This window comes from Flavobacterium xylosi (genome assembly GCF_042787345.1).
In the GTDB taxonomy this organism is placed as follows: Bacteria; Bacteroidota; Bacteroidia; order Flavobacteriales; family Flavobacteriaceae; genus Flavobacterium; species Flavobacterium xylosi.
In genome coordinates, this window is the sequence record NZ_JBHZPZ010000015.1 from 26,504 (window position 1) to 49,010 (window position 22,507).

The 22,507-nt window shown below is 34.9% G+C and carries 20 protein-coding genes; 14 read left to right on the forward strand and 6 right to left on the reverse strand.

Annotated features, from left to right (window positions below; all coding sequences use genetic code 11):
- The first annotated feature begins 17 nt into the window (after positions 1-17).
- From ACFX5E_RS12490 to ACFX5E_RS12505, 4 genes are all read left to right on the forward strand, one after another.
- Positions 18-1,148, forward strand: coding sequence for an esterase-like activity of phytase family protein (locus ACFX5E_RS12490; protein WP_379855478.1), 1,131 nt, complete (start codon positions 18-20; stop codon positions 1,146-1,148).
- Positions 1,149-1,342: 194 nt separating this feature from the next.
- A complete protein-coding gene (locus ACFX5E_RS12495; protein ID WP_379855479.1) occupies positions 1,343-1,915 on the forward strand; it encodes a helix-turn-helix domain-containing protein in 573 nt (190 codons plus the stop codon).
- Between the two features lie 106 nt (positions 1,916-2,021).
- Positions 2,022-3,500 (forward strand): serine hydrolase, encoded by a 1,479-nt coding sequence (locus ACFX5E_RS12500; RefSeq protein WP_379855480.1) that lies wholly within the window; start codon positions 2,022-2,024, stop codon positions 3,498-3,500.
- Positions 3,501-3,935: 435 nt separating this feature from the next.
- Positions 3,936-5,693 carry an aromatic amino acid hydroxylase gene (locus ACFX5E_RS12505; RefSeq protein ID WP_379855481.1) on the forward strand — a complete coding sequence of 586 codons (1,758 nt, stop codon included), beginning with the start codon at positions 3,936-3,938 and terminating at the stop codon, positions 5,691-5,693.
- A gap of 97 nt (positions 5,694-5,790) precedes the next feature.
- On the opposite strand, the gene ACFX5E_RS12510 is transcribed toward ACFX5E_RS12505, so the two are convergent.
- The 4 genes from ACFX5E_RS12510 to alaS all read right to left on the reverse strand — a co-directional run bounded on the left by ACFX5E_RS12510 (position 5,791) and on the right by alaS (position 11,302).
- Positions 5,791-6,411, reverse strand: a complete 621-nt coding sequence (locus ACFX5E_RS12510; RefSeq protein ID WP_379855482.1) for a DUF4230 domain-containing protein — start codon at positions 6,409-6,411, stop codon at positions 5,791-5,793.
- Positions 6,412-6,413: 2 nt separating this feature from the next.
- Entirely contained in the window at positions 6,414-7,370 is a 957-nt protein-coding gene (locus ACFX5E_RS12515; protein ID WP_379855483.1) for a GSCFA domain-containing protein, read from the reverse strand.
- 145 nt (positions 7,371-7,515) lie between these two features.
- On the reverse strand, positions 7,516-8,280 hold the full coding sequence (locus ACFX5E_RS12520) for a hypothetical protein (RefSeq protein ID WP_379855484.1): 765 nt from the start codon (positions 8,278-8,280) through the stop codon (positions 7,516-7,518).
- A gap of 379 nt (positions 8,281-8,659) precedes the next feature.
- Entirely contained in the window at positions 8,660-11,302 is a 2,643-nt protein-coding gene (alaS, locus tag ACFX5E_RS12525; protein WP_379855486.1) for an alanine--tRNA ligase, read from the reverse strand.
- Between the two features lie 194 nt (positions 11,303-11,496).
- On the opposite strand from alaS, the gene ACFX5E_RS12530 reads away from it, so the two are divergent.
- From ACFX5E_RS12530 to ACFX5E_RS12570, 9 genes are all read left to right on the forward strand, one after another.
- Positions 11,497-12,474, forward strand: a complete 978-nt coding sequence (locus ACFX5E_RS12530) for a M23 family metallopeptidase (RefSeq protein WP_379855487.1) — start codon at positions 11,497-11,499, stop codon at positions 12,472-12,474.
- Positions 12,475-12,573: 99 nt separating this feature from the next.
- A complete protein-coding gene (locus tag ACFX5E_RS12535; protein WP_379855489.1) occupies positions 12,574-12,906 on the forward strand; it encodes a MerR family transcriptional regulator in 333 nt (110 codons plus the stop codon).
- 60 nt (positions 12,907-12,966) lie between these two features.
- Positions 12,967-13,560 carry a LemA family protein gene (locus ACFX5E_RS12540; protein WP_379855490.1) on the forward strand — a complete coding sequence of 198 codons (594 nt, stop codon included), beginning with the start codon at positions 12,967-12,969 and terminating at the stop codon, positions 13,558-13,560.
- 148 nt (positions 13,561-13,708) lie between these two features.
- On the forward strand, positions 13,709-14,146 hold the full coding sequence (locus ACFX5E_RS12545; protein WP_379855491.1) for a TPM domain-containing protein: 438 nt from the start codon (positions 13,709-13,711) through the stop codon (positions 14,144-14,146).
- The gene (locus ACFX5E_RS12550) at positions 14,146-14,961 is read left to right on the forward strand and encodes a TPM domain-containing protein (RefSeq protein ID WP_379855492.1); all 816 of its coding nucleotides are present in this window, start codon (positions 14,146-14,148) and stop codon (positions 14,959-14,961) included. The genes ACFX5E_RS12545 and ACFX5E_RS12550 overlap by 1 nt, the downstream gene beginning before the upstream one ends.
- A 113-nt stretch (positions 14,962-15,074) precedes the next feature.
- The gene (locus ACFX5E_RS12555) at positions 15,075-15,488 is read left to right on the forward strand and encodes an RrF2 family transcriptional regulator (RefSeq protein WP_379855493.1); all 414 of its coding nucleotides are present in this window, start codon (positions 15,075-15,077) and stop codon (positions 15,486-15,488) included.
- Positions 15,489-15,732: 244 nt separating this feature from the next.
- A complete protein-coding gene (locus ACFX5E_RS12560) occupies positions 15,733-18,276 on the forward strand; it encodes a TonB-dependent receptor (RefSeq protein ID WP_379855494.1) in 2,544 nt (847 codons plus the stop codon).
- Positions 18,277-18,462: 186 nt separating this feature from the next.
- Positions 18,463-19,206 (forward strand): DUF2490 domain-containing protein, encoded by a 744-nt coding sequence (locus tag ACFX5E_RS12565; protein ID WP_379855495.1) that lies wholly within the window; start codon positions 18,463-18,465, stop codon positions 19,204-19,206.
- 113 nt (positions 19,207-19,319) lie between these two features.
- Entirely contained in the window at positions 19,320-19,556 is a 237-nt protein-coding gene (locus tag ACFX5E_RS12570) for a hypothetical protein (protein ID WP_379855496.1), read from the forward strand.
- A 102-nt stretch (positions 19,557-19,658) separates the two neighbouring features.
- Here the strand turns inward: ACFX5E_RS12570 and ACFX5E_RS12575 are convergent, their stop codons facing one another.
- Both ACFX5E_RS12575 and der read right to left on the reverse strand, forming a co-directional pair.
- The gene (locus tag ACFX5E_RS12575) at positions 19,659-20,450 is read right to left on the reverse strand and encodes an SDR family oxidoreductase (RefSeq protein ID WP_379855497.1); all 792 of its coding nucleotides are present in this window, start codon (positions 20,448-20,450) and stop codon (positions 19,659-19,661) included.
- Between the two features lie 79 nt (positions 20,451-20,529).
- Positions 20,530-21,840 (reverse strand): ribosome biogenesis GTPase Der, encoded by a 1,311-nt coding sequence (gene der, locus ACFX5E_RS12580; protein ID WP_379855498.1) that lies wholly within the window; start codon positions 21,838-21,840, stop codon positions 20,530-20,532.
- Between the two features lie 107 nt (positions 21,841-21,947).
- Here der and ACFX5E_RS12585 point away from each other — a divergent pair, with 107 nt between their 5' ends.
- Positions 21,948-22,445, forward strand: coding sequence for a hypothetical protein (locus ACFX5E_RS12585; protein ID WP_379855499.1), 498 nt, complete (start codon positions 21,948-21,950; stop codon positions 22,443-22,445).
- Positions 22,446-22,507 lie beyond the last annotated feature (62 nt).

The window sequence follows — 22,507 nt, forward strand, 5'->3', positions numbered from 1 at the left end:
ATTTCCACAATAGAACTATGCGTAAAATAATTTTCCTTGTCTTTATACAAACTGTTTTTCTTTCCTGTTCCAATTTAAAACAGACAACTGAAAATAATACAGCTCCAAAATTAAAACTAGTCAGTTCTATTGAAATTCCTTTTGACAAAACTTTTCAAGACACCAAGATTGGTGGCTTATCCGGAATAGATTATGATAAAAAAAAGGATATTTACTATCTTATATGCGACGATAGATCTGTGTTTAACGATTCGCGATTTTATACCGCAAAAATTCGTTTGGTCGAAGATAAATTGGAAAGTGTTGATTTTACAAATGTCATTACTTTAAAAGACGAAGCAGGAAAAAACTATGGTAATTGGAATACCAGCCCAACTACCTCCGCCGATCCGGAAGATGTGCGATATAACCCAAAGACAAACACTTTGGTTTGGAGCAGCGAAGGCGCACGAGTGATAACTGCAGATAAGGAAGTTTTACAAAATCCTTCCTTGAATTTTATGTATATAAAAGGTGATTTTCTTGGCCATGTAACAATCCCTGAAAATTTAAAAATGCAGAAACTGGAAAAAGGGCCTAGAAATAATGGAACTTTAGAAGGTATTACTTTTGATAAAAACTACAAAACCATTTATACTAACATTGAAGAACCGCTTTTTGAAGACGGCGACCAAGCCAGTACCAGCAAAGGAGGTCTAATTCGGCTGTATCAATTTGACACCAAAACAAAAGAGAATACCGCTCAATACGGATATCAATTGGAGCCTATTGAACGTGAACCCAATCCGAAAGGCGCTTTTGCCGTGAATGGTGTTTCTGCGATTCAATACTATGGTAAAAATCAGTTATTAGTTGTGGAACGCTCCTACTCTACCGGGACGCAAGCCTGCACGGTAAAAGTTTTTTTGTGTGATTTTAAAAAAGCAACTAACGTTAAAAATTACAACTCATTGCAAAATCAAAAGATTGAATTGGCTTCTAAAAAACTGATTCTAAACATGGATGATTTGGGGATTTTTATTGATAATATCGAAGGCCTTACTTTTGGTCCAAAATTGGTAAATGGTCATCGCTCCATAATTTTTGTTACCGATAATAATTTTTCAGATAAACAAAAAACGCAAATTTTACTTTTTGAAGTGGAGTGAAAAGAGTTCTTCTTTTAAGTATAGAAATCCGTAACTGTTGGTTGCGGATTTTTTTATTCATCTTTTTTTAAAAGCTTTGGCTATAAAAAAGCTTTTTCAGAAATAAATTATAATTTTATGAAATTAAAAAAAACGAAGAACCATTTTGTATAAAACCCAAATTGGATTGAATTGCAGCAATTTTAATTAAACGTATGTCAAAACTTAAAAACATAAGAATTTTACAAAATCTAACTCAGGAAGAATTAGCTGAACAATCTGGGGTTTCAGTAAGAACGATTCAGCGAATTGAAACAGGGAAAGAGCCCAAAGGGTATACGTTACGAATTTTGTCAAAAGCATTAGCTGTAGCAGAAAGCCAATTGCAAAATCAAGAAACGGAATTAGAAAACACCACTGTTACTGAAGAAAAAGAAAAACCGGAAGAAGCGATCTTGATTAATTATTCCACCTTAAAACTAATCAACCTTTCCTCCATTCCATTTATAATACTTCCACCATTTAATATCATCGTTCCCCTTATTTTGATGATTACAATGAAACAAAAAAACACATTCACTAAACAACTAATTTCCGTTCAAATACTTTGGACCATAATGGCACCTATTGTATTTATGTCAGGTATTTTTTTAAAGCTTGGACGTCAGTTCACATTAATCCTTATTATACTCATTGCTTTGTCTAATGTTTTTATCATCCTTAGAAATGCTTTAGAAATAGACCGGAATAAAAAACTTCATTACAAGCTGAATTTTAGCCTATTGTAAAAGCTGTCATGTTGTTGTCGGGTTATTGTCGGGTAAATATTTTGTGTAAAAAAGATACATTTCTAAACTTTGCCAAAGTATAATTTTAGCAAAATCCAACAGTATAATGACAAAAAAAATACTTTTCAGCTTTCTCCTTCTAATCACTATTTGCGCCAACAGCAATGCGCAGGTTTATAAAAATTCAGCACTTTATAAAACAATTCTATCCAAAGATAGTTTGCTGTTCAATGTTGGTTTTAACACTTGCGACATCAAACAATTTGAAATTTTGTTGAGCGACAACCTAAAATTTTATCACGACAGAGACGGGATTTCTGATAAGACAAAATTTCTTTACGACTTAAAAAACGGACTTTGTAAAAGTCCAGAAACGAGACAAGTAAAACGGATTTTGGTAAAAGAAAGCACTGAAATTTTTCCGCTATATAGAAATGGAGTGCTCTACGGAGCAGTTCATAATGGCGAACATCTATTTTATGAAGAACGAGAAAGCCAACCTGGAATTGCGAAGTTCTCTAACGTTTGGCAATTGGAAAATGGAGAATGGAAATTGACTACTTCATTTAGTTTCGATCATCAACCTTACGACAATAATAAAACAGAAAATCCAATTTTTGATACCGATATTGAAATTGAAAAATGGTTGAAACAAAATAAGATTCCAACAATGGGATTGGGAATTATTGAAAATGGAGTAGTGACACAAGTAAAAGTTTTTGGAGAAATCACCAAAGGCGTTACAGCTCCTTACAATACTGTTTTTAATGTGGCTTCTTTAACCAAACCGGTGACTGCCATCGTTGCGTTGAAGTTGGTTAGTTTAAGCAAATGGAATTTAGACGAACCTGTTTACAAATACTGGACCGACCCAGACATAGCCAATGACCCACGCAATAAAAAATTAACTACAAGGCTTATCTTAAGCCACCAAACTGGCTTCCCTAATTGGCGTTGGATGAATGACGATAAGAAGCTCCACTTTCAATTTGACCCAGGAACAAAATACCAATATTCGGGAGAAGGAATGGAATATTTGAGAAAAGTATTGGAAAAGAAGTTTCATAAATCATTGCAAAAGTTAGCAAACGAACTTATTTTTCAACCGTTAAAAATGACTGATACCAGATATGTTTGGGATAAAAATGTTGATGTATCAAGATTAGCAATTGGTTATGACAAAGACGGAAAGCCCTACGAAACCGTAAAAAACAATAAACCCAATGCGGCAGATGACTTGCTAACGACTATTGAAGATTACGGAAAATTTTTAGTAAGTGTATTAAACAGTGATGGATTAACAGATAAAGTATTTGAAGAAATGACCTCAAACCAGGTCCCGAGTTCAAAAGGAAAACATTTTGGTTTGGGATTCGAAATTTATGATTTGGACAATGAAGCATATGCCTTATCTCACGGCGGTTCTGACAATGGTGTACAAACTCTAGTGTTTCTTTTACCCAAAACAAAGCAAGGAATTATAATTTTTACCAATTCGGACACAGGCGCAAGCGTATTTGAAAGTTTGCTAAAACATTATTTAGGAACCAATGGACAAAAAATTGTAGATATTGAAACGAAATAAAAACACACTAATTGACGCTTGTTAATAATGCGGTTCTCATTAATCTATTTCTGTTATATAGTACAGTTGCCATTCGATGCAATTTGTCAATGCGAAGAATGAAGCAATCTAATCTAGTGCTTCCATTATAATAGTTTTCTTTTGTGTTTGTAGACTGTTTTATTGTGATTTCTTCGTTCCTCGCAGTGATGGAACGCAGCTGAATCATCTTAAATCAAACCTAGTCTCAAATTAATCCCCAACTTCCTTAGCCGCGATTGCAATGAAAAGCTTTTTGAAAAAGCCGTTTTGATTTTTCTTGTTGCCGCAGAGCGACCGGAGGAAGCTCCTGCGGGAACTTTAGAAAAACAAACGGGTTTGCAAAAACTTGTAATGAAAAGCGGGAAATAGCTCCTGAAATTCGTACTTTTGCAGTTGAACTACAACGTTTTCGATATGAACTCAACTATAGAAAGTAATCCGTTATTAGACCGATTGCCAAAACACTTAAAGCAATTTATTAAGCCTCAGGATTATAGCGATTATACGCCGATAAATCAAGCGGTTTGGCGCTATGTGATGCGCAAAAACGTGAATTACCTTTCAAAAGTGGCTCATAGTTCATACTTGGAAGGATTGAAGAAAACGGGAATCGAAGTTGATAACATTCCAAGCATGTACGGCATGAACCGTATTCTGACTGAAATTGGATGGGCAGCAGTTGCCGTAGACGGATTTATTCCGCCCAATGCTTTCATGGAATTTCAGGCGTATAATGTGCTCGTAATTGCTTCAGACATTCGTCAGCTCGAACATATAGAATACACACCTGCACCGGATATTATTCACGAAGGTGCCGGTCACGCGCCCATTATTGCCAATCCGGAATATGCGGAATACTTGCGCCGTTTTGGTGAAATAGGCTGCAAAGCGATTTCGTCGCACAAAGATTACCAAATGTACGAAGCCATCCGACTGCTTTCTATATTGAAGGAAGCCGAAGATACGCCGCAAGCCGATATTGATGCAGCCGAAAAAGCGGTAGAAGATTTGCAGAATAACATGGGCGAATTATCGGAAATGGCTCAAATCAGAAACCTGCATTGGTGGACCGTGGAATATGGTTTGATAGGAACAGTTGACAATCCAAAAATTTATGGTGCCGGACTACTTTCATCAATAGGAGAAAGTGCCTGGTGCATGACGGACAACGTGAAAAAAATCCCTTACGATATATCAGCGGCCAACCAAAGTTTTGATATCACGAAACTGCAACCGCAACTTTATGTAACACCTGATTTTGCTTATTTGAGCTTGGTTTTGGAAGAGTTCGCCAATAAAATGGCGTTGCGCACCGGAGGATTATCAGGAATTAACAAACTGATTCATTCGAATGCTTTAGGAACCATTGAATTGAGTACCGGGATTCAGATTTCGGGAGTTTTCACCAATGTCATTGAGGAGCAAGGGAAACCCGTTTATATCCAAACTAAGGGCAAAACGGCTTTATCATACAGAGAAAAAGAATTAGTGGGTCATGGAACAATCAAACATCCAGAAGGTTTTGGAAGTCCTATCGGGAAACTAAAAGGAATAAATCTCGCCATTGAAGACATGAGTCCAAGAGATTTAAACGCCTATTCCATTACTGAAAACAAAAGTGTAACCTTAGAATTTGAAGGAGATATTACGGTAAGAGGAGAAATTATTACCGGTTCCAGAAACCTGCATGGCGAAATTATTTTAATCAGTTTAAAAAACTGTACCGTAACACACCGAGAAACTATTTTGTTTCAACCGGAATGGGGAATTTACGACATGGCTGTTGGCAAAAAAGTAATTTCGGCTTTTTCAGGTCCTGCTGATGTGAATAGTTTTGATTTGATTTCGCATGTTCCAACAAGTAAAACCATTAAAGCAAAACATACCGCAGAACGTGATGATTTAGAGGTTTTATATCAGACGATTCGAATGATCAGAGAATCTAACGACATACAAACTTATTTGGCACCAATCTTCGAAAAACTACAAGCCAATCATTCTAAAGACTGGTTATTAGCTGTTGAAATTGCAGAACTTTTGAAAGAGAGAAATGAACTGCAATTATTGCAGGAAGTGATGGCTTATCTTGAAAATCTCAAGAAAAAAAGACCCGAAGTAGCGCATTTAATTACTGGTGGTTTGGATTTGATTTTTGACAAAGAGAAAGCTTAAGATTACTTCAAAGAGTAACGAGAATTCAAACACAAATTTCACGAATTTTCACGAATTAATTTGTGCTAATTCGTGAAATTCGTGTTTAAAATTTTATCTAAAGTTTTATTTTTTTTCCGAAATCTTTTTCGCTTTCAATTACTTTTCCTTCGTATTGCAATTTCCAACCCACGGTATTGGTTAGAATTAGTATTTTTGACAATTCACTTATCAATCGATTTTGAGCATTCGTTTTCAATGATGATTTTTCAATTTTCTTAGCCAGATTTGCTTTTACTGATTTGTTGATTTTATTGTAATCATCACCCGTAAAAGGGTTCAGTTTACTTTGCTCCACATTATAAAACTGAATATCCGGGCTTATTTTTATCTCTTCTTTTGGAATGCTGATAATCGTGATGGTTTTGTTTTTTTCATCGATGTTGTATTTCATTTTGTGCAAATCATACGCAACAGTCACATCGGCATTGACAATTACAAGTGCTTTTTTCTCGAAAGAAAGCATATCCAATAAGTATTTTTGCTGATTTTTATAGGTGATGACTTCCGAGAAATGTCCTTCCGTAACTACCAATTTTCCAACGTTTACAATTTGTTGTTGAATAAGATTCGTATTATAAGTGATATCCTCATCATCATTTTTCTTAAAATCGCAGTATTTGAACAATAAAAATATTCCGCCAATAACTGCTATTCCTATAAGTATTCTTTTAAGCATAATTAAAATTTCATAAATGAATATTGATTTTCCAATTTAGTGATTTTTTCTCTAAGTTTGGATTCAAACTTCAAATGACTTTCGGAATCAGGGTTAAAAGGCTTGTGCAACAAACTCTTTTGAATACTCTCCACTTCATCCATCGCAGAAAAAACAGTTTCAGAAATGGAAGTTTCCTTGAAACGTTCCCAAATATAATCAATTGCCACTTGATTGGGATGCAACATATCCTCGGCATAGAAACGGTAATCCCGAAGTTCATCCATCATGATCTCGTAGGAAGGAAAGTATTCAGTGATCAGTTTACAGTAATCAGTATTAATAACACTGTGAATAGCCGAAATCAAGTTGGCTTTGCTCCATTGGTTTTCGACAAAACCATCCTTGATGTGTCGTACTGGTGAAACCGTGAAAATAATTTTGCAATCCGGATTTACAGCATGGATTAATTTAACTGTATTTGTAACACTTTTTTTTATTTTCTCAACAGAAAGCAACTCTTTCTTGAACTGCTTTTGTGGCACTTTATGGCAGTTCGCCACAATAGAATCGCTTTTTATATTTCTATACACCCAAGAGGTTCCATAAGTGATAATGAAATGTGTTGATTCTTTTATTTGTTGATTTATTGATTTGATAATCGCATTCAAATTATATATTAATTCCTTTTTATTTGAATTACTCAAATCAGAATGCACATCAAAACAGTGCCAGCGTTCATTGTGAAAAAAAATATCGTTATCAGTAAATTGCTTCCCGGAAACAGCAAAATCAATTAGCTTTTCAATCGCCAACGGATGGAATAAAATCCCAACTGGATTACAGCTATTTTGAAACTTAAAATAGTCCAATTTCTCGGCCATATTTACCGCAAAACAAGAACCCAAAGACATAATTTTTGAATTATAGTCTATGGGATAATTACTTTTAGAAATGGCGATTTGGGTTCTGAATTGCATTGTTTTTAATTTACTACAAATTTGAATAATTTTAGCGAATTAAATGGGGTTTAGTTCTTTTTTCATTGGTATTAAAAAACCTAAAATAAAAAAACCCTTTCAGATTTTAAAACTTTGAAAGGGTTTCTATAAAATAAATATTTTCTCAATAGAAGTATTCTGTTTTCAAATAACCAGTATTTCCATTCTCTGAAACCTGTTCGAAGGGATAATTGTCTAAATCGTATGTATATGATTTTTTATAAAATCTAGCGGAAGATATTATTTGATCGTCTTGAGAGACACTTGTAATCACAGTACTTATAAGATTATTATTAGAGGACATTTCTTCATTGTAATCTAACAATTTTTTATATCCCGAAATATTATACAACGGATTGTGTTTCGAATCATAATCAAAACTGATACTGTATTTTGATAAAACACCTGGTGCAGTATTATCCAATATCCTTTCCTCTTTGATGAGATTTTCGTTTTCAAAATACAATACTCCATGATATTCTTTTACTTCCTGATTTCCGGAACCAATCTCAAATTTTACATAAGAAACTGTTTTATCTGAATTATGAATGTATTTTACTCTGTAATTACCTAAAGACTCAGCTTCAACTAATTTCCCCTCAAGATAACTATATTCAATAGTCTCCTGAAGTTGATTTGTTTTATTTAACATTACAACTTTCGTAATTAGACCATCTGTATAAGTAAAATCAGTACGTTTCTTATCTCCGTCAATATTAACTATCTCATTCCCATCATAAGTAAATAAAGTTGTTTCTGAAATGCCTTCTTCTGAGGTCTCAACAACCTTCTTTAGCAACTTTACACTATCGTCATTATCATTTGAACATGAATAAAGTGTCAATAAAAAAATCGATAATAACCAAAATATATAATTTGTTTTTTTCATACAGTAAATAAATCGCATCCATCTTTAAAATCCTTTGGTGCTATATCGACCAAACCTAGAAAAATAAAACAAAAGCCACAATATTCATCGGTACAATCCCTATATTTCGGTTGAACTACTATTTTCAAACCTCTCGATAAGACTAAGTGAAGCCCTGTAAATAGCGTGTTGAACAAAAAAAATAAACCCTTTTAGAACTTATGTCCTAAAAGGGTTTCTATATTATTAAAAATAAATTTGTTCTACTTTACAAACTCAATTGCTTTTTCCAAAGCTTGTTGAATTCCTGCGACATTCTTCCCTCCTGCTGTAGCAAAAAACGGTTGTCCGCCACCACATCTTGGATGTATTTTTCCTAAAAATCAAATATGAAAAATTATTAATTACGAATCAAAATGCTAGCAACACTATTTAATGCTTCAGTAATTCCAGCTACATTTTTTCCTTTTCCAGATGCAAAAAAGGGTTGTCCACCACCATTTCCATCAATATATTGTCCTAATTCTTTGATTACTTTATTTGCGTTTAAACCTTTTTTCTCAACCAATTCTTTAGAAATATAACAATGAATATTTGGCAAACCATCTTCAACAGAAGCTAAAACAACAAATGAATTTGGCTTTTCGTTTCCCAGTGCTTGTGTTAAATCTTTAGTAGCACTCATAGATAAATCCACACGCTTATCTAAAACATTAACGCCGTTAATTTCATGAAATTCCAAAAGCAATTTATTTTTTAATCCATCGATTTTTTCCTTTAACAATTGCTCCATTTGTTTTTTTAACTTGGCATTTTCTTCTTGCATCGAATGAACGGCTTTCAGAATATCTTGAGGATTTTTCAAGGCTGATTTCACTTCATTCAATGTATTTTCATACGAAGCAAAATGTGCTTTTACCGCATCACTAGTAATTGCTTCGATACGACGAATTCCTGCAGCAACCGCTCCTTCAGAAATGATTTTGAAATGCCAGATTTCAGCCGTGTTTTTCACGTGAATTCCACCGCATAATTCCATGCTTTCGCCAAATTTTATGGCACGCACATTATCTCCATATTTTTCACCAAATAACGCCATTGCGCCTTCTTCTAAAGCTTGTTGAATTGGAATATTTCTTCTTTCAATTAATGGCAATTGCTCTTGAATTCTTGCGTTTACAAAATCCTCTACTTGTTGCAATTCAGATTCTGTCATTTTAGCAAAATGCGAAAAGTCAAAACGCAAGTAGTTTGGATTTACTAGCGAACCTTTTTGTTCTAAATGTGTTCCAAGAATACTTCTCAACGCTTGGTGCATCAAGTGCGTAGCCGAGTGATTTCTGGAAGATAAACTTCTCAAATCCTGATTTACTTTAGCCACAAAACCAGCGTTTACATTTTCTGGCAATTTTTTTGCAAAATGTAAAATCAGGTTATTTTCTTTTTTAGTATCGATGATTTCGATGGTTTCATTTGCAGAAACCAACGTTCCTTTATCACCAACTTGTCCACCACCTTCTGGATAGAATGGGGTGTTATCTAAAACGATTTGGTATAAAATCCCGTCTTTTTTACTATCCACTTTACGGATACGAGTGATTTTTACGTCACTTTCGGTTTGATCGTAACCCACGAATGTCTCTACATTTCCAGAAATTAAAACTGACCAATCTTCGGTAGAAACTTCTGATGCAGCACGGGAGCGATTTTTTTGTTCTTGCATAGCAGCGTTAAAACCAGCTTCGTCCAATTCGAATCCTTTTTCTCTAAGAATCAATGCGGTTAGGTCAATTGGAAATCCAAAAGTATCGTATAATTCAAATGCTTTTGTTCCAGAAACTGTTGCTCCTTTAGTTTCGGCAACTACATTTTCCAGCAACTGTAATCCTTGGTCTAATGTTCTCAAGAAAGAAGCTTCTTCTTCACGGATCACATTAGTAACCAATTGTTGTTGCGATTTGATTTCCGGGAAAAACTCCCCCATTTGATTGGCTAAAACGGCAACCAATTGATTGATGAAAGGTTCCTTAGTGTTCAAGAAGGTAAATCCGTAACGAATTGCACGTCGTAAAATTCTACGAATTACATAACCGGCACCTGTGTTTGACGGCAATTGTCCGTCGGCAATAGCAAAAGCTACGGCACGAACGTGATCAACTACGACACGAATAGCGATATTGGTTTTGTTTTGCTCTTCCCTAATATTCAAAACTTCGTTTGAAGTGTATTTTAATCCTGTAATTTGTTCTACTTTTTCAATAAGTGGCGTAAACACATCGGTGTCATAATTAGACGTTTTCCCTTGTAATGCCATACACAAACGCTCAAATCCCATTCCGGTATCAACGTGTTTTGCAGGTAGTTTTTCCAGAGAACCATCGGCTTTACGATTGAACTCCATGAAAACATTATTCCAGATTTCCACTACTTGCGGATGGTCATTGTTTACTAAACTTTTACCTGAAACTAAAGCTTTCTCTTCTGCAGAACGAATGTCAACGTGAATTTCTGAACACGGTCCGCAAGGCCCTTGATCTCCCATTTCCCAAAAATTGTCTTTCTTGTTTCCAAGAATGATTCGGTCTTCGTCAATTAATTCCTTCCAAATATCCCAAGCTTCCTGATCGAAGGGTACGTTTTCTTCCGGATTTCCTTCGAAAACGGAAACGTACAGATTTTCTTTTGGGATTTTATAGACTTCGGTTAATAATTCCCAAGCCCAGTTGATGGCTTCTTTTTTGAAATAATCACCAAAAGACCAGTTTCCCAACATCTCAAACATGGTGTGGTGGTAGGTATCAAAACCTACATCTTCTAAGTCATTATGTTTTCCTGAAACACGAAGACATTTTTGTGTATCGGCAATTCTATTGCTTTTTGGCGTGGCGTTCCCAAGGAAATATTCTTTAAACTGTGCCATTCCTGAGTTGTTGAACATCAGGGTTGGATCATCTTTTAAAACTATGGGTGCAGATGGAACGATTAAGTGTCCTTTTGAGGCGAAAAAATCCAGAAATTGTTTACGTACGTCTTGTGATTTCATATTTTTAATTAGAAAATTTGTCAATTAGATAGTTTGCCAATTAGATAATTCGTGTCTTTGACACTATCTAATTTTCAAATTATCTAATTAACTAATTATTTATTTTTTTTGAAAAAAGAGCAGAACAAATGAAACATTTATTAAATTTGTTCGACTAACCTTTTACTAGGTGCAAAAATAGGGTATTTTAAAACATGGCGAAAGTAAAATATTATTACGATTCCGAAAATCTAGCATACCGAAAAATAAAAGTAAGAAAAAGAAAGAAATTTGGTGTTGCAGTCCTATTTTTAGTGGCTTCGGCATTGTTTGGATTTATATGTTTCGTTGTATTATTGAACACTCCCTATTTTGAAACACCAAAAGACCGTTTGCAAGCACGTGAAATTGACAATTTGAAGTTGAACTTTTCTATTTTAAACAAAAAAATGGATCAGATTGATGATGTGGTTGCGGCTATTGAAGATCGAGATAATAATTTATATCGCGTATATTTTAACAAATCAGCGATTCCTGACTCGGTACGAAAATCGGGTTTTTCAGGAAAGAACCGATATAGGGCTTTAGAAGGATATGATAATTCACAACTGGTAATCAATACGACAAAAAGAGTTGATGTACTTAGTAAAGAATTGGCAATTCAGTCAAAATCATTGGATGCTATTTTGAAATTGGCAGAAGCCAAAGGTGATTTTTTGTCAGCTATTCCTGCCATTCAGCCAGTACGAAATGAAAATTTAAAACAAATGGCATCTGGATTTGGATACCGAACGGATCCTTTTACAAAAGCAAGAAAAATGCATGAAGGCATGGATTTTACAGCTAAAACAGGATCGCCCATTTATGCAACCGGCGACGGATTTGTAGCAAAAGCAGACAATACCGCCTCAGGATATGGAAATCATATTGTTATTCGGCATGGATTTGGATACGAAACTTTATACGCACATTTGAGCAAATATAAAGCGAGAGCGGGACAACGCGTAAAACGGGGCGATGTTATAGGATATGTGGGAAGCACGGGAAGATCCGAAGGACCGCACCTGCATTATGAGGTTCACAAGGACAAAAAAGTGGTTAATCCACTTAATTTTTATTACGGAAATATTTCGGCAGTTGAATATGTTGTCATCGCACAATTGGCAAACCAGGAAAATCAATCATTAGACTAATAGAAAAATAGTATTCAGTGTTCGGTTCGCAGTGTTCAGATAAAAGATAAAAAATAGTATACAGTGACAATTCAACTGGATAAAAAATAAAAAACAGATATGCATATTGAATTATCTATAGACAAAAGATATTACAGCATTGGCGAAGTAGCCAAAGCATTTGACGTGAATGCATCGCTGATTCGTTTTTGGGACAATGAATTTGATATTCTGAAACCAAAGAAGAATGCAAAAGGCAATCGAATGTTTACTCCGGAGGATATCACTAACTTACAACTCATCTTCCATTTGGTAAAAGAAAGAGGTTTTACGCTGGAAGGTGCTAAAACGCATTTGAAAGAAGGTCAGAAAAAAACCTTGGATAAATTTGAAATTATCCGAAAACTGGAAACAATTCGAACACAATTAACAAATATTAAAAATCAACTTTAGATTGTTGATTGCCGATTTTATAAAATAACGATTAAACACTAAACTTTAAAATAAACAAAAATGGATTTTAAAAAATTTTTACCTTGGATTATCGCAGTAGTTGTAATTATTGGAATTTACAGCTGGGTTAAAGGAATAAACAATACTGCCATAACTTATGAGCAAAACATCAATGAAGCTTGGGGTAATGTTCAAACTTCTTACCAAAGAAGAAATGACCTTATTGGAAATTTAGTAAATACTGTAAAAGGTGCAGCCGATTTTGAAAAAAGCACTTTGACTGCCGTAATTGAAGCACGTGCCAAAGCAACAGCGATAACAATCGATCCAAAAAATATTACTCCGGAACAGTTAACACAATTTAATCAGGCTCAAAGTGGCGTGAGTAGTTCATTGTCTCGTTTACTGGTATCGGTAGAGAGATATCCTGAATTGAAAGCCAATCAAAATTTCCTGAAATTACAGGACGAATTAGCGAGTACTGAAAATCAAATTCTAACGGCTAGAACTCGTTTTAACGAAGCAGTTAAACCTTACAACACTCATATCAAAACGTTCCCTAATTCTTTATTTGCCGGTATGTTTGGATTTAAAGAAAAACCATATTTTGAAGCTGCTGTCGGCGCAGACAAACCTGTTGAAGTAAAATTCTAAAGTTAGATTATTAGACTTCGTAGATTTTTAGAAGTCAATATAAATCAAATTTAAATTGAAGAAACAACCTTTAAAAATTAACGGTTTTTGATAACAGATTTAAAATTCTGAAATCAAAAATCGTTAATCTTAACTCAAAAATATTTCAATGTCAAAAGTAGAGGATTTTTTAACCAAAGAAGATGAGCAAGAAATTGTTGATGCTATTCGCATGTCCGAAAAAAATACTTCTGGCGAGATTAGAGTTCACATAGAAAAAACAACTTCCATGGATGCGTATGACCGCGCCAAGGAAGTTTTTCATGAACTTAAAATGGATCAGACCGAACTTCAAAACGGTGTATTAATATACTTAGCTGTTGAAGATAGACATTTTGTGATTTGTGGTGACAAAGGCATTAATGATGTGGTTCAGGATGATTTTTGGAATTGTACCCGTGATATCATGGTGGCTGAGTTCAAAAAAGGTGATTTCAAGCAAGGTCTTATTGATGGAATTACCAGAGCAGGTGAACAATTGCAGAAATATTTCCCTTGGCTGGAAGGTGACACGAATGAATTATCAAACGAAATATCTAAAGGATAATGCTATTACAAAAAAAGAATACCCTAATTTCCCTAAAGCTATTTGTTTGTTTTTTATTCACACAAATTAGCTTTGCTCAATTTACCATTCCTGAAAAACCGAGTTTACAAACTTCGGTTTACGATTATGCAAAAGTTTTAAGTGCAACCGAAAAAGCACAATTAGAAGAAAAACTCGTTAAATATTCCGATTCTACTACAACCCAAATTGTGATTATTACCATTGAAAGCCTTAAAGGGGAAGACATAGGTATTCTTACTCCAAAATGGGGACAACAATGGGGAATTGGCGGAACTGCAAAAAACGACAACGGTGTCCTTATTTTGTTGGCTAAAGCCGAAAAAAAAATATGGATTTCAGCAGGCTATGGTCTTGAAGATAGATTAAGTGCCGGAATTGGGGGAGAAATTACCCGAAATATTATAATCCCCGAGTTTAAAGCCGGAAGTTATTACAAAGGACTTGACAAAGGAACCGATGCCTTAATTGATGTTTTTAAAGGAAAATATAAAGGGGAACGAGTTAAAAAAACCAAAGATAAAGGATTTCCTATTTTACCCTTAATCGTTATTATCATCATTATACTGGTGCTGATATCCCGAAACAAAGGGGGTGGCGGAAATTCCGGTAACAGAGGCGGTGGGATAGGCCCAAGTCTACTGGATGTCATTATTCTAAGCAGTCTTGGAAGAAACAGTGGCGGCGGAGGATTTGGCGGTTCTTCTGGTGGTGGATTTGGCGGCGGCGGCGGAGGTTTCGGCGGTGGATTTGGTGGCGGAGGTTTCTCTGGTGGAGGATCTGGAGGAGATTGGTAATATTCAGTTTCCATCTTGATAAAACAAGTACATCCGAAATTTAAAAAATTAAAGGCTCTTTTAAATATTTGCAGCATCTAATCTATTCAAAAAACATAAATCAATTACAGTAAATGCTTTCACATAAAGCCAAATATGCACTAAAAGCCCTATTATATTTAGCGCAACAAGAAGAAACCCATGTTTCTCGAACTATTGAAATTGCGGAGGCGGCCTCTATTCCAAAAAAGTTTTTGGAACAGATTCTGTTGGATTTAAAACGTGGCCATTTCGTAGGAAGCAAACAAGGAAAATTTGGCGGTTATTATCTTTTGAAATCAAAAAACGACATTACTTTAGCAGACATTCACCGACTTTTTGATGGTGCAATTGCTTTACTTCCTTGTGCATCATTGAATTTCTACGAACGCTGTTCTGATTGCGTCGATGAATCGGAATGCCTACTACGACACGGATTGATTACCATTAGAGAAGAAACTTTAAAAGCCATGCAAGGTATCACTATTGCTTCATTGGTAAAAAAATAAAAAAATATACTTTAAACCCTACTAGTTTTATAGAATTAATTATACATTTGTTTCGAATTTAATACATCATTAACAACCCAAATTTAAATGTATGAAAACGTACCGAAGTAATCTTGCTTTTTTGAATAAGCAATCCCGAAAAAATCAACTAATTATAATTGAAAAAAAGAATCCCCAAAGGATGTGTATGTGCTAGAAAAAAAAATTTCAATTTAATTCTACTAATTACATATACTTAATATAAATGAAAAATTCGATAAAAAATATACTTACAATACTATCAGTTTTAACATTCTCAATATCATTTGGACAAAATATTGAAGGCGTGATTAACACAAACCAAAACATTCCATTAGAAGCCGCAAATGTTGTAATAAAAGGAACAGCTTCTAACACAATTTCAGATTCTAGCGGGAAATTTACAATAGACACAAAAGGAAAACTCCCTTTAACTCTTTTAGTTGAATATGTTGGATATAAAACTGCAGAAATAGAAATTACTTCTTTACCAATACCTTTATTGCAAATAAATCTTAACGAAGAAAATACTTTGATCGAAGTTGTAGTTTCTTCAAGACGCCGAATAGAAAAAGTACAAGATGTGCCAATAGCAATATCAGTAATAACAGGAAAACAGGCAGAACAATCTGGGGCTTTCAACGTTAATCGCATAAAAGAACTTGTCCCATCAGTTCAATTGTATTCGTCAAACCCCAGAAATACGGGAATTAATATTCGAAGTCTGGGTTCTCCTTTTGGACTTACAAATGATGGAATCGATCCAGGTGTTGGTTTCTATGTTGATGGCGTTTATTATGCACGTCCAGCCGCAACTACTTTAGATTTTATCGATATAGAACAAATTGAGGTATTGCGTGGCCCGCAAGGATCATTATTTGGTAAAAACACAACTTCCGGTGCCTTTAACATTACTACTCGTAAACCAAGTTTTACTTCAGGTGCTAACTTTGAATTGAGTTACGGAAATTACAACTATTTGCAAGCTAAAGCTTCCATTACTGGAGCTTTGAGTTCAAAAATCGCTGGTCGTATCTCTTTTTCAGGTACACAACGTGATGGACTAATTGATAATGTTGCAACAGGAAGACCTACAAACACATTAAACAATCAAGGAATCAGAGGACAATTACTTTATACAGCTTCAGAAAAAACCAATATCATATTAGCTGCAGATATCACAATACAACGTCCAGACGGATATGCACAGGTAGTTGCCGGTGTCGCACCTACACAAAGGGCGGCTTACCGTCAATTTGATGCTATTATTGCTGATTTGAATTATCAATTACCGAGTTTAAATGCTTTTGACCGTAAAATTGACCACGATACGCCATGGCGTTCCGGACAAGACATGGGAGGTCTATCTCTTAATATTGATACAAAAATTGGAAACGGAACACTTACCTCAACAACCGCTTGGCGTTTTTGGAATTGGGATCCATCAAATGATAGAGATTTTACAGGATTACAAGTATTAGCAAAATCACAAAACCCAACCAGACAAACACAAATAACGGAAGAAGTACGTTATGCAGGTCAGCTTACCTCTAAATTAAGTGGTTTAGTAGGTGTGTTTTTTATTGACCAAACATCACAAACAGATGGAACTGAAGAATCTGGTACTGCACAATGGAGATTTGCACAAAGCACTACCAGTAATTTATGGAAAACACCAGGTCTATTTGAAGGATACGGTATCAAAACTGATGCCCGTATTAGAGCTTCCAGTGCAGCAGTGTTTGGTCAGTTAGACTGGACAATAACAGAACGTTTACATGTATTACCGGGTTTACGTTATAATTTTGACAAAAAAGATGCTGATTACAACCGAACCACGTACGGAGGACTTCAAACGAATGACCCAGCATTAATTGCCTTGAAAAAACTAGTTTATACAGATCAGTCATTTTCCTCTAACACAGATAACACTGACTTTTCTGGAAACATAACCGTTTCTTTTAAAGCTTCTGACAAGATTAATGCATATGCGACTTTTGCAAAAAGCTACAAACCCGTTGGAGTAAACGTAGCTGGATTACCTACTCTTGCCGGGCAGCCCATTCTTGAACTTGCCGTAATTAAACCGGAAGAAGTCCATCATTATGAAATTGGAGTAAAAACAGCACCTTTTAAAAACTCAATTTTTAATTTAACCTTCTTTAATACCAATATCAAAGATTTTCAAACCAATGTACAGGCAGCTGAATTAGGAGTAAACCGCGGCTACCTTGCCAATGCAGATAAAGTACAGGTCAAAGGTATAGAATGGGATGCCAGTTTTGTAATTAGCAAACATTTAACCATCAATGGAGCAGCTACCTATACAGATGCTAAATATGTTAAATTTACAAATGCTCCCCTTCCGCTAGAAGAAACAGGAGCGGCAGTATCATTCAAAGATGTTTCCGGAACTGCATTACCGGGTGCTTCAAAATGGGCAGGATCTTTAGGAGGTGAACTATCCGATAAAGCCAAATTCTTTGGAAGTACAGGGAAAATATTCCTTGGAATTGATTCTTATGCACGCTCTGAATTCTCTTCAAGTCCATCTGCTTCAAAATATTTAGTCGTTCAGGGATATGCGCTCTTTAATGCTCGCTTAGGTTTCCGTGCAACAGATGGTCTGTCTGTACAATTCTGGGGACGCAACCTTTTAAACAAAGATTATTACGAACAACTATTGCCTGCTGGCGGAAATTCAGGGCAATATGCAGGTGTATTAGGCGATCAAAGAACGTACGGAATTACATTGAAATATTCATTATAGGAGTAATCTCCTCTTTAAACCATAAAATTAAAAACAGCATTATTAAAACTTAGGTTTTAATAATGCTGTTTTTTTTATTCAATATTCACTCGTTCAGCGATTGAATACCATGAAATATTTAAAATAATTACATCCCATAGATGTAATAGAGTTTTTGTAAATTTGCCAAAATTGCAATAAAACTCCGTGAAAAAATTTAGAGTCATTTTATTCTTACTCCTTTCTGTTCTTTGCCAAGCGCAAACGGAGAAAAAAAATATTGATCATCAAAGTATTCTTTGGACTCGTTATTACAATCAATTGCTGCTATCCGAAAAATGGTCTTTGCATTCTGAATTTGACAACCGACTTTTTCTAAAACCAGTGCAAGAAAACTTATATGTCATCCGAATTCAAGGTCGCTATAAAATCAATGCTCATTTAGAGACCGGTGCTGGCTTTGCTTATTTTTCTGTTGACACACAAGTCCCTGAAATAAACAATGATTTCAAAATACCTGAATACAGAGGACAGCAGGATCTTACTTGGAAACAAAATGCAGGTAAAATCACTTTCAATCAACGTTTTCAATTGGAAGAGCGATTTATTCACAATGCAAATAAAGTAGAGTTGCTTCCTGGCACTACATTTTCGTGGAGATTCAGATACCGACTTCTAGCTGATTATACTTTTTGGAAAAAAGAAAAACAATTATTAAAAGCAGTAGTATCCGATGAAATAATGTTCAATTTTGGAAAAAAAATCATCAATAATACGTTTGACCAAAATAGAATTTATGCTGCCATACATTATGGGCTGAATAGCAATTTAGCATTTGAAATCGGTTACTTAAACAGCTTTCAAAGACGAGCTAGTGGCATTGATTATTTCAACAGAGACATTATCCGCTTCAGCATTTTTCATAAAATTAAAATCTCAAAAAAGATATAAAGAGCGTTTATAATTTCAACCGAAAAATAATTATAGATGTTTTAAATATTGATTTTCAATATATTAACTAAATTTTTAGAATTCGTGGCGTAACTTTATTTAAAATTATAGCCATGAAAAATTTTGCAATTAAACTCGTGTGGTTTACCACCATTTATGTTTTTGTCTTTGCCGGTTTATGTCAAACTAATGTTACTTTACCGGTAATAATGACCTTGTATTGCGTTGGTATACCGTTAATCCTATTTATGGTTTACACCGTTTTAACTGATGATTATAAAACTACAAAAACATTTAAGGATTGGTACGGTGATCATCCAATGGAAACTTTAGAGGAAGAGGAAGAATAGTACTATTCACTAAGATTTGATTTAATCTAAAAATCCCGATAACTCGGGATTTTCTATGCGTTTCAATACTATAAATATTGATTGGCAGTACTGAAATTCAAACTATTTGACCTTACTTCTCAAGACAAAATGGTGCAGTATTTTAGGGAAAAACCGTTTCAAATAAACGCCCAAAACTTCTTTTCCTCCAATGTAAGCTTCAAAGGTATCCGACTCCACAGCATTGACTAATTTTTTCGCAAAAGTAGCAACAGGCATACCATTTGATGTGGCTTCATCGTCTATATTTTGTTTTGATCCATCAGCAGTAAGTGCATTAACAGCCACATTAGTTTGGATAAAACCTGGACAAATTAAGGTGACATTGATATTGTCTTTTTGATGTTCCATCCTTAATACGTCAAAAAAACCATGCAGAGCATGTTTAGCGCCGCAATAGCCCGAGCGATATGGAGAACCAAACTTCCCCATCAAACTGGTAATCGTAACAAAATGTCCTTTCTGATTTTTGATGAAATGCGGTAACAAAGCCTTTGTGACAGCAATCGTTCCTAAATAATCCACTTCAATCAATTTTTTATCCACTTCAAAATCAGTTTCCGCTAAAAGCGAGCGTTGACTTACTCCTCCATTATTTATAAGAATATCAATTTTTCCAAAAAAAGAAACAGCCCTTGCAACATGTTCTTTGGCGTTATCAAAATCAGTTAAATCAAAAGGCAAAATCACAACTTCCGCAGTTGAACAGTTTGATTTTACATATTCTAAAGCTTTTATATTACGGGCTGAAAGAATGAGTTTACAATTCCTATGAGCCAATTCATAAGCCAAAGCCTCCCCTATCCCGCTTGAAGCCCCAGTAATCCATACCACTTTGCCATTTATTGAATTCATTTTTTTCATAAAAATAAAAAAAGTTTATCAAGTTATTACTAACTCAATAAACTTTATAATCTAATTAGGGAAATAAAGACTATTTCTCTCTTATATAAATATCGATTGGCACTCCTGAAAAGTCCCAGTTTTCTCTAATTTTATTTTCCAGATAACGTTTGTAAGGTTCTTTTACATATTGTGGCATATTGGCAAAAAACACAAATTGTGGTGTTGGTGTTGGCAATTGCATGCAATATTTAATTTTCACATATTTTCCTTTTGTTGCCGGCGGCGGATACGCTTCGATAACTTTCAACATAAATTCGTTGAATTTTGAAGTAGCGATACGTTGTTGTCTGTTTTCGAAAACTTTCACTGTAGCTTCCAAAGCTTTCAACAAACGTTGCTTCGTTAAAGCCGAAACAAAAAGAATAGGCACATCCGTAAATGGCATTAATTCTTCTCTAATTTTCTCTTCATAATCACGAGTTGACATCGTTTCTTTTTCGACTAAATCCCACTTATTTACTAAGATGACAACACCTTTACGGTTTTTCTCTGCCAACCAAAAAATACTTTGATCTTGGCCTTCAAATCCACGTGTTGCGTCAATAATCAAAATACAGATATCAGCATGTTCAATTGCACGAACCGAACGCATTACAGAGTAAAACTCCAGATCTTCCTTGACTTTCGCTTTACGACGAATTCCTGCTGTATCAACCAAGTTAAATTCGAAACCAAAACGGTCAAATTTTGTATCAATAGAATCACGGGTTGTTCCCGCAATATCAGTCACAATATAACGCTCTTTACCAATTAAAGCATTGATAAAACTCGATTTTCCAGCATTAGGACGACCTACAACTGCAAAACGAGGCAATACAATTTCTTCCTGAGTTGGCTCTGGTTTTATTGGGAAAGCATCAATCAATGCATCCAATAAATCTCCGGTTCCACTTCCAGAAATACTCGCAAAAGTGTAATATTCGCCTAAACCAAGGTTGTAAAACTCAATTGCATCTTTCTCACGCATTGCATTATCCACTTTATTTACAGCAAGTAAAACCGGTTTCGTAACTTTACGCAACAATCTCGCAACCGCGTCATCCATAGGAGTAATCCCCTCCTCAACATCAACCACAAAAATGATCACATCGGCTTCATCTATGGCAAGTTCTACTTGTTTACGGATTTCTCCTTCAAAAACGTCATCAGAACCACGTACATATCCGCCGGTATCAATTACAGAAAACTCTTTTCCGTTCCACTCGCTTTTACCATAGTTTCTATCTCGGGTCACCCCAGATACTGAATCTACAATAGCTTCTCTTCTTTGTATCAGCCTATTAAAAAGGGTTGATTTCCCTACATTAGGTCTTCCTACTATCGCAACAATGTTATTCATAATACTAATTTCAAATATTTTGCAAAGGTAGTGTTTAATACCATGATTATCAATTTTTTTGGTATATTAGCCAAACCTTATCGTTTAATTCTTACAATATTATTTTTATGGATAGCAATAATGAACTAAGACTCCGTTTACGATTTTACAAAGATGTTTCTGAAAACGTTGACAATTTGTGCCTTAAATTCAAGAATCAAACACAAAAAATCTCCGGCGATTATTCGATAAAAATCGAAAGATCCCATATTTGGCTGGATATAAAAGGCCCGAAAAAAGCGTACTATTCCCCTCACTTACACTTGGAATTAGAACCTAAAAGCGACACCGAAACACACATAAGAGGTTTGTTTGGCCCTGACCCTACTTTATGGACCTTTTTCATGTTTCTCCATTTTATAATTGCCGGTGTTTTTATAATTTTTGCAGGAATAGCTTATTCTAATTATGTTTTAAAAAACTCCATAACATTCGATTTGATAGTGATGGCTCTTATGGTTTTTTCTTGGTTTTTAATGTATCTCATCGCAAAACAAATCAGGCAAAACGGAAATAATCAAATGAATGAATTAGAAAATTTGTTCTTACAAATTATAAAATCTTAGTTTTATCGGGAGCAATTCCAGCACTTCTTTACAACTCCTCGTTCGAAAAGCTTTTTTTCTAA

Coding starts and splice junctions, on each gene's coding strand:
- ACFX5E_RS12575 (WP_379855497.1), bottom strand. CDS start 20,450: ATGAATTCAATAAATGGCAAAGTGGTATGGATTACTGGGGCTTCAAGC.
- ACFX5E_RS12490 (WP_379855478.1), top strand. CDS start 18: ATGCGTAAAATAATTTTCCTTGTCTTTATACAAACTGTTTTTCTTTCC.
- ACFX5E_RS12550 (WP_379855492.1), top strand. CDS start 14,146: ATGCTATTACAAAAAAAGAATACCCTAATTTCCCTAAAGCTATTTGTT.
- ACFX5E_RS12530 (WP_379855487.1), top strand. CDS start 11,497: ATGGCGAAAGTAAAATATTATTACGATTCCGAAAATCTAGCATACCGA.
- ACFX5E_RS12540 (WP_379855490.1), top strand. CDS start 12,967: ATGGATTTTAAAAAATTTTTACCTTGGATTATCGCAGTAGTTGTAATT.
- der (WP_379855498.1), bottom strand. CDS start 21,840: ATGAATAACATTGTTGCGATAGTAGGAAGACCTAATGTAGGGAAATCA.
- ACFX5E_RS12505 (WP_379855481.1), top strand. CDS start 3,936: ATGAACTCAACTATAGAAAGTAATCCGTTATTAGACCGATTGCCAAAA.
- ACFX5E_RS12555 (WP_379855493.1), top strand. CDS start 15,075: ATGCTTTCACATAAAGCCAAATATGCACTAAAAGCCCTATTATATTTA.
- ACFX5E_RS12585 (WP_379855499.1), top strand. CDS start 21,948: ATGGATAGCAATAATGAACTAAGACTCCGTTTACGATTTTACAAAGAT.
- ACFX5E_RS12510 (WP_379855482.1), bottom strand. CDS start 6,411: ATGCTTAAAAGAATACTTATAGGAATAGCAGTTATTGGCGGAATATTT.
- ACFX5E_RS12560 (WP_379855494.1), top strand. CDS start 15,733: ATGAAAAATTCGATAAAAAATATACTTACAATACTATCAGTTTTAACA.
- ACFX5E_RS12570 (WP_379855496.1), top strand. CDS start 19,320: ATGAAAAATTTTGCAATTAAACTCGTGTGGTTTACCACCATTTATGTT.
- ACFX5E_RS12495 (WP_379855479.1), top strand. CDS start 1,343: ATGTCAAAACTTAAAAACATAAGAATTTTACAAAATCTAACTCAGGAA.
- ACFX5E_RS12515 (WP_379855483.1), bottom strand. CDS start 7,370: ATGCAATTCAGAACCCAAATCGCCATTTCTAAAAGTAATTATCCCATA.
- ACFX5E_RS12500 (WP_379855480.1), top strand. CDS start 2,022: ATGACAAAAAAAATACTTTTCAGCTTTCTCCTTCTAATCACTATTTGC.
- ACFX5E_RS12520 (WP_379855484.1), bottom strand. CDS start 8,280: ATGAAAAAAACAAATTATATATTTTGGTTATTATCGATTTTTTTATTG.
- ACFX5E_RS12535 (WP_379855489.1), top strand. CDS start 12,574: ATGCATATTGAATTATCTATAGACAAAAGATATTACAGCATTGGCGAA.
- alaS (WP_379855486.1), bottom strand. CDS start 11,302: ATGAAATCACAAGACGTACGTAAACAATTTCTGGATTTTTTCGCCTCA.
- ACFX5E_RS12545 (WP_379855491.1), top strand. CDS start 13,709: ATGTCAAAAGTAGAGGATTTTTTAACCAAAGAAGATGAGCAAGAAATT.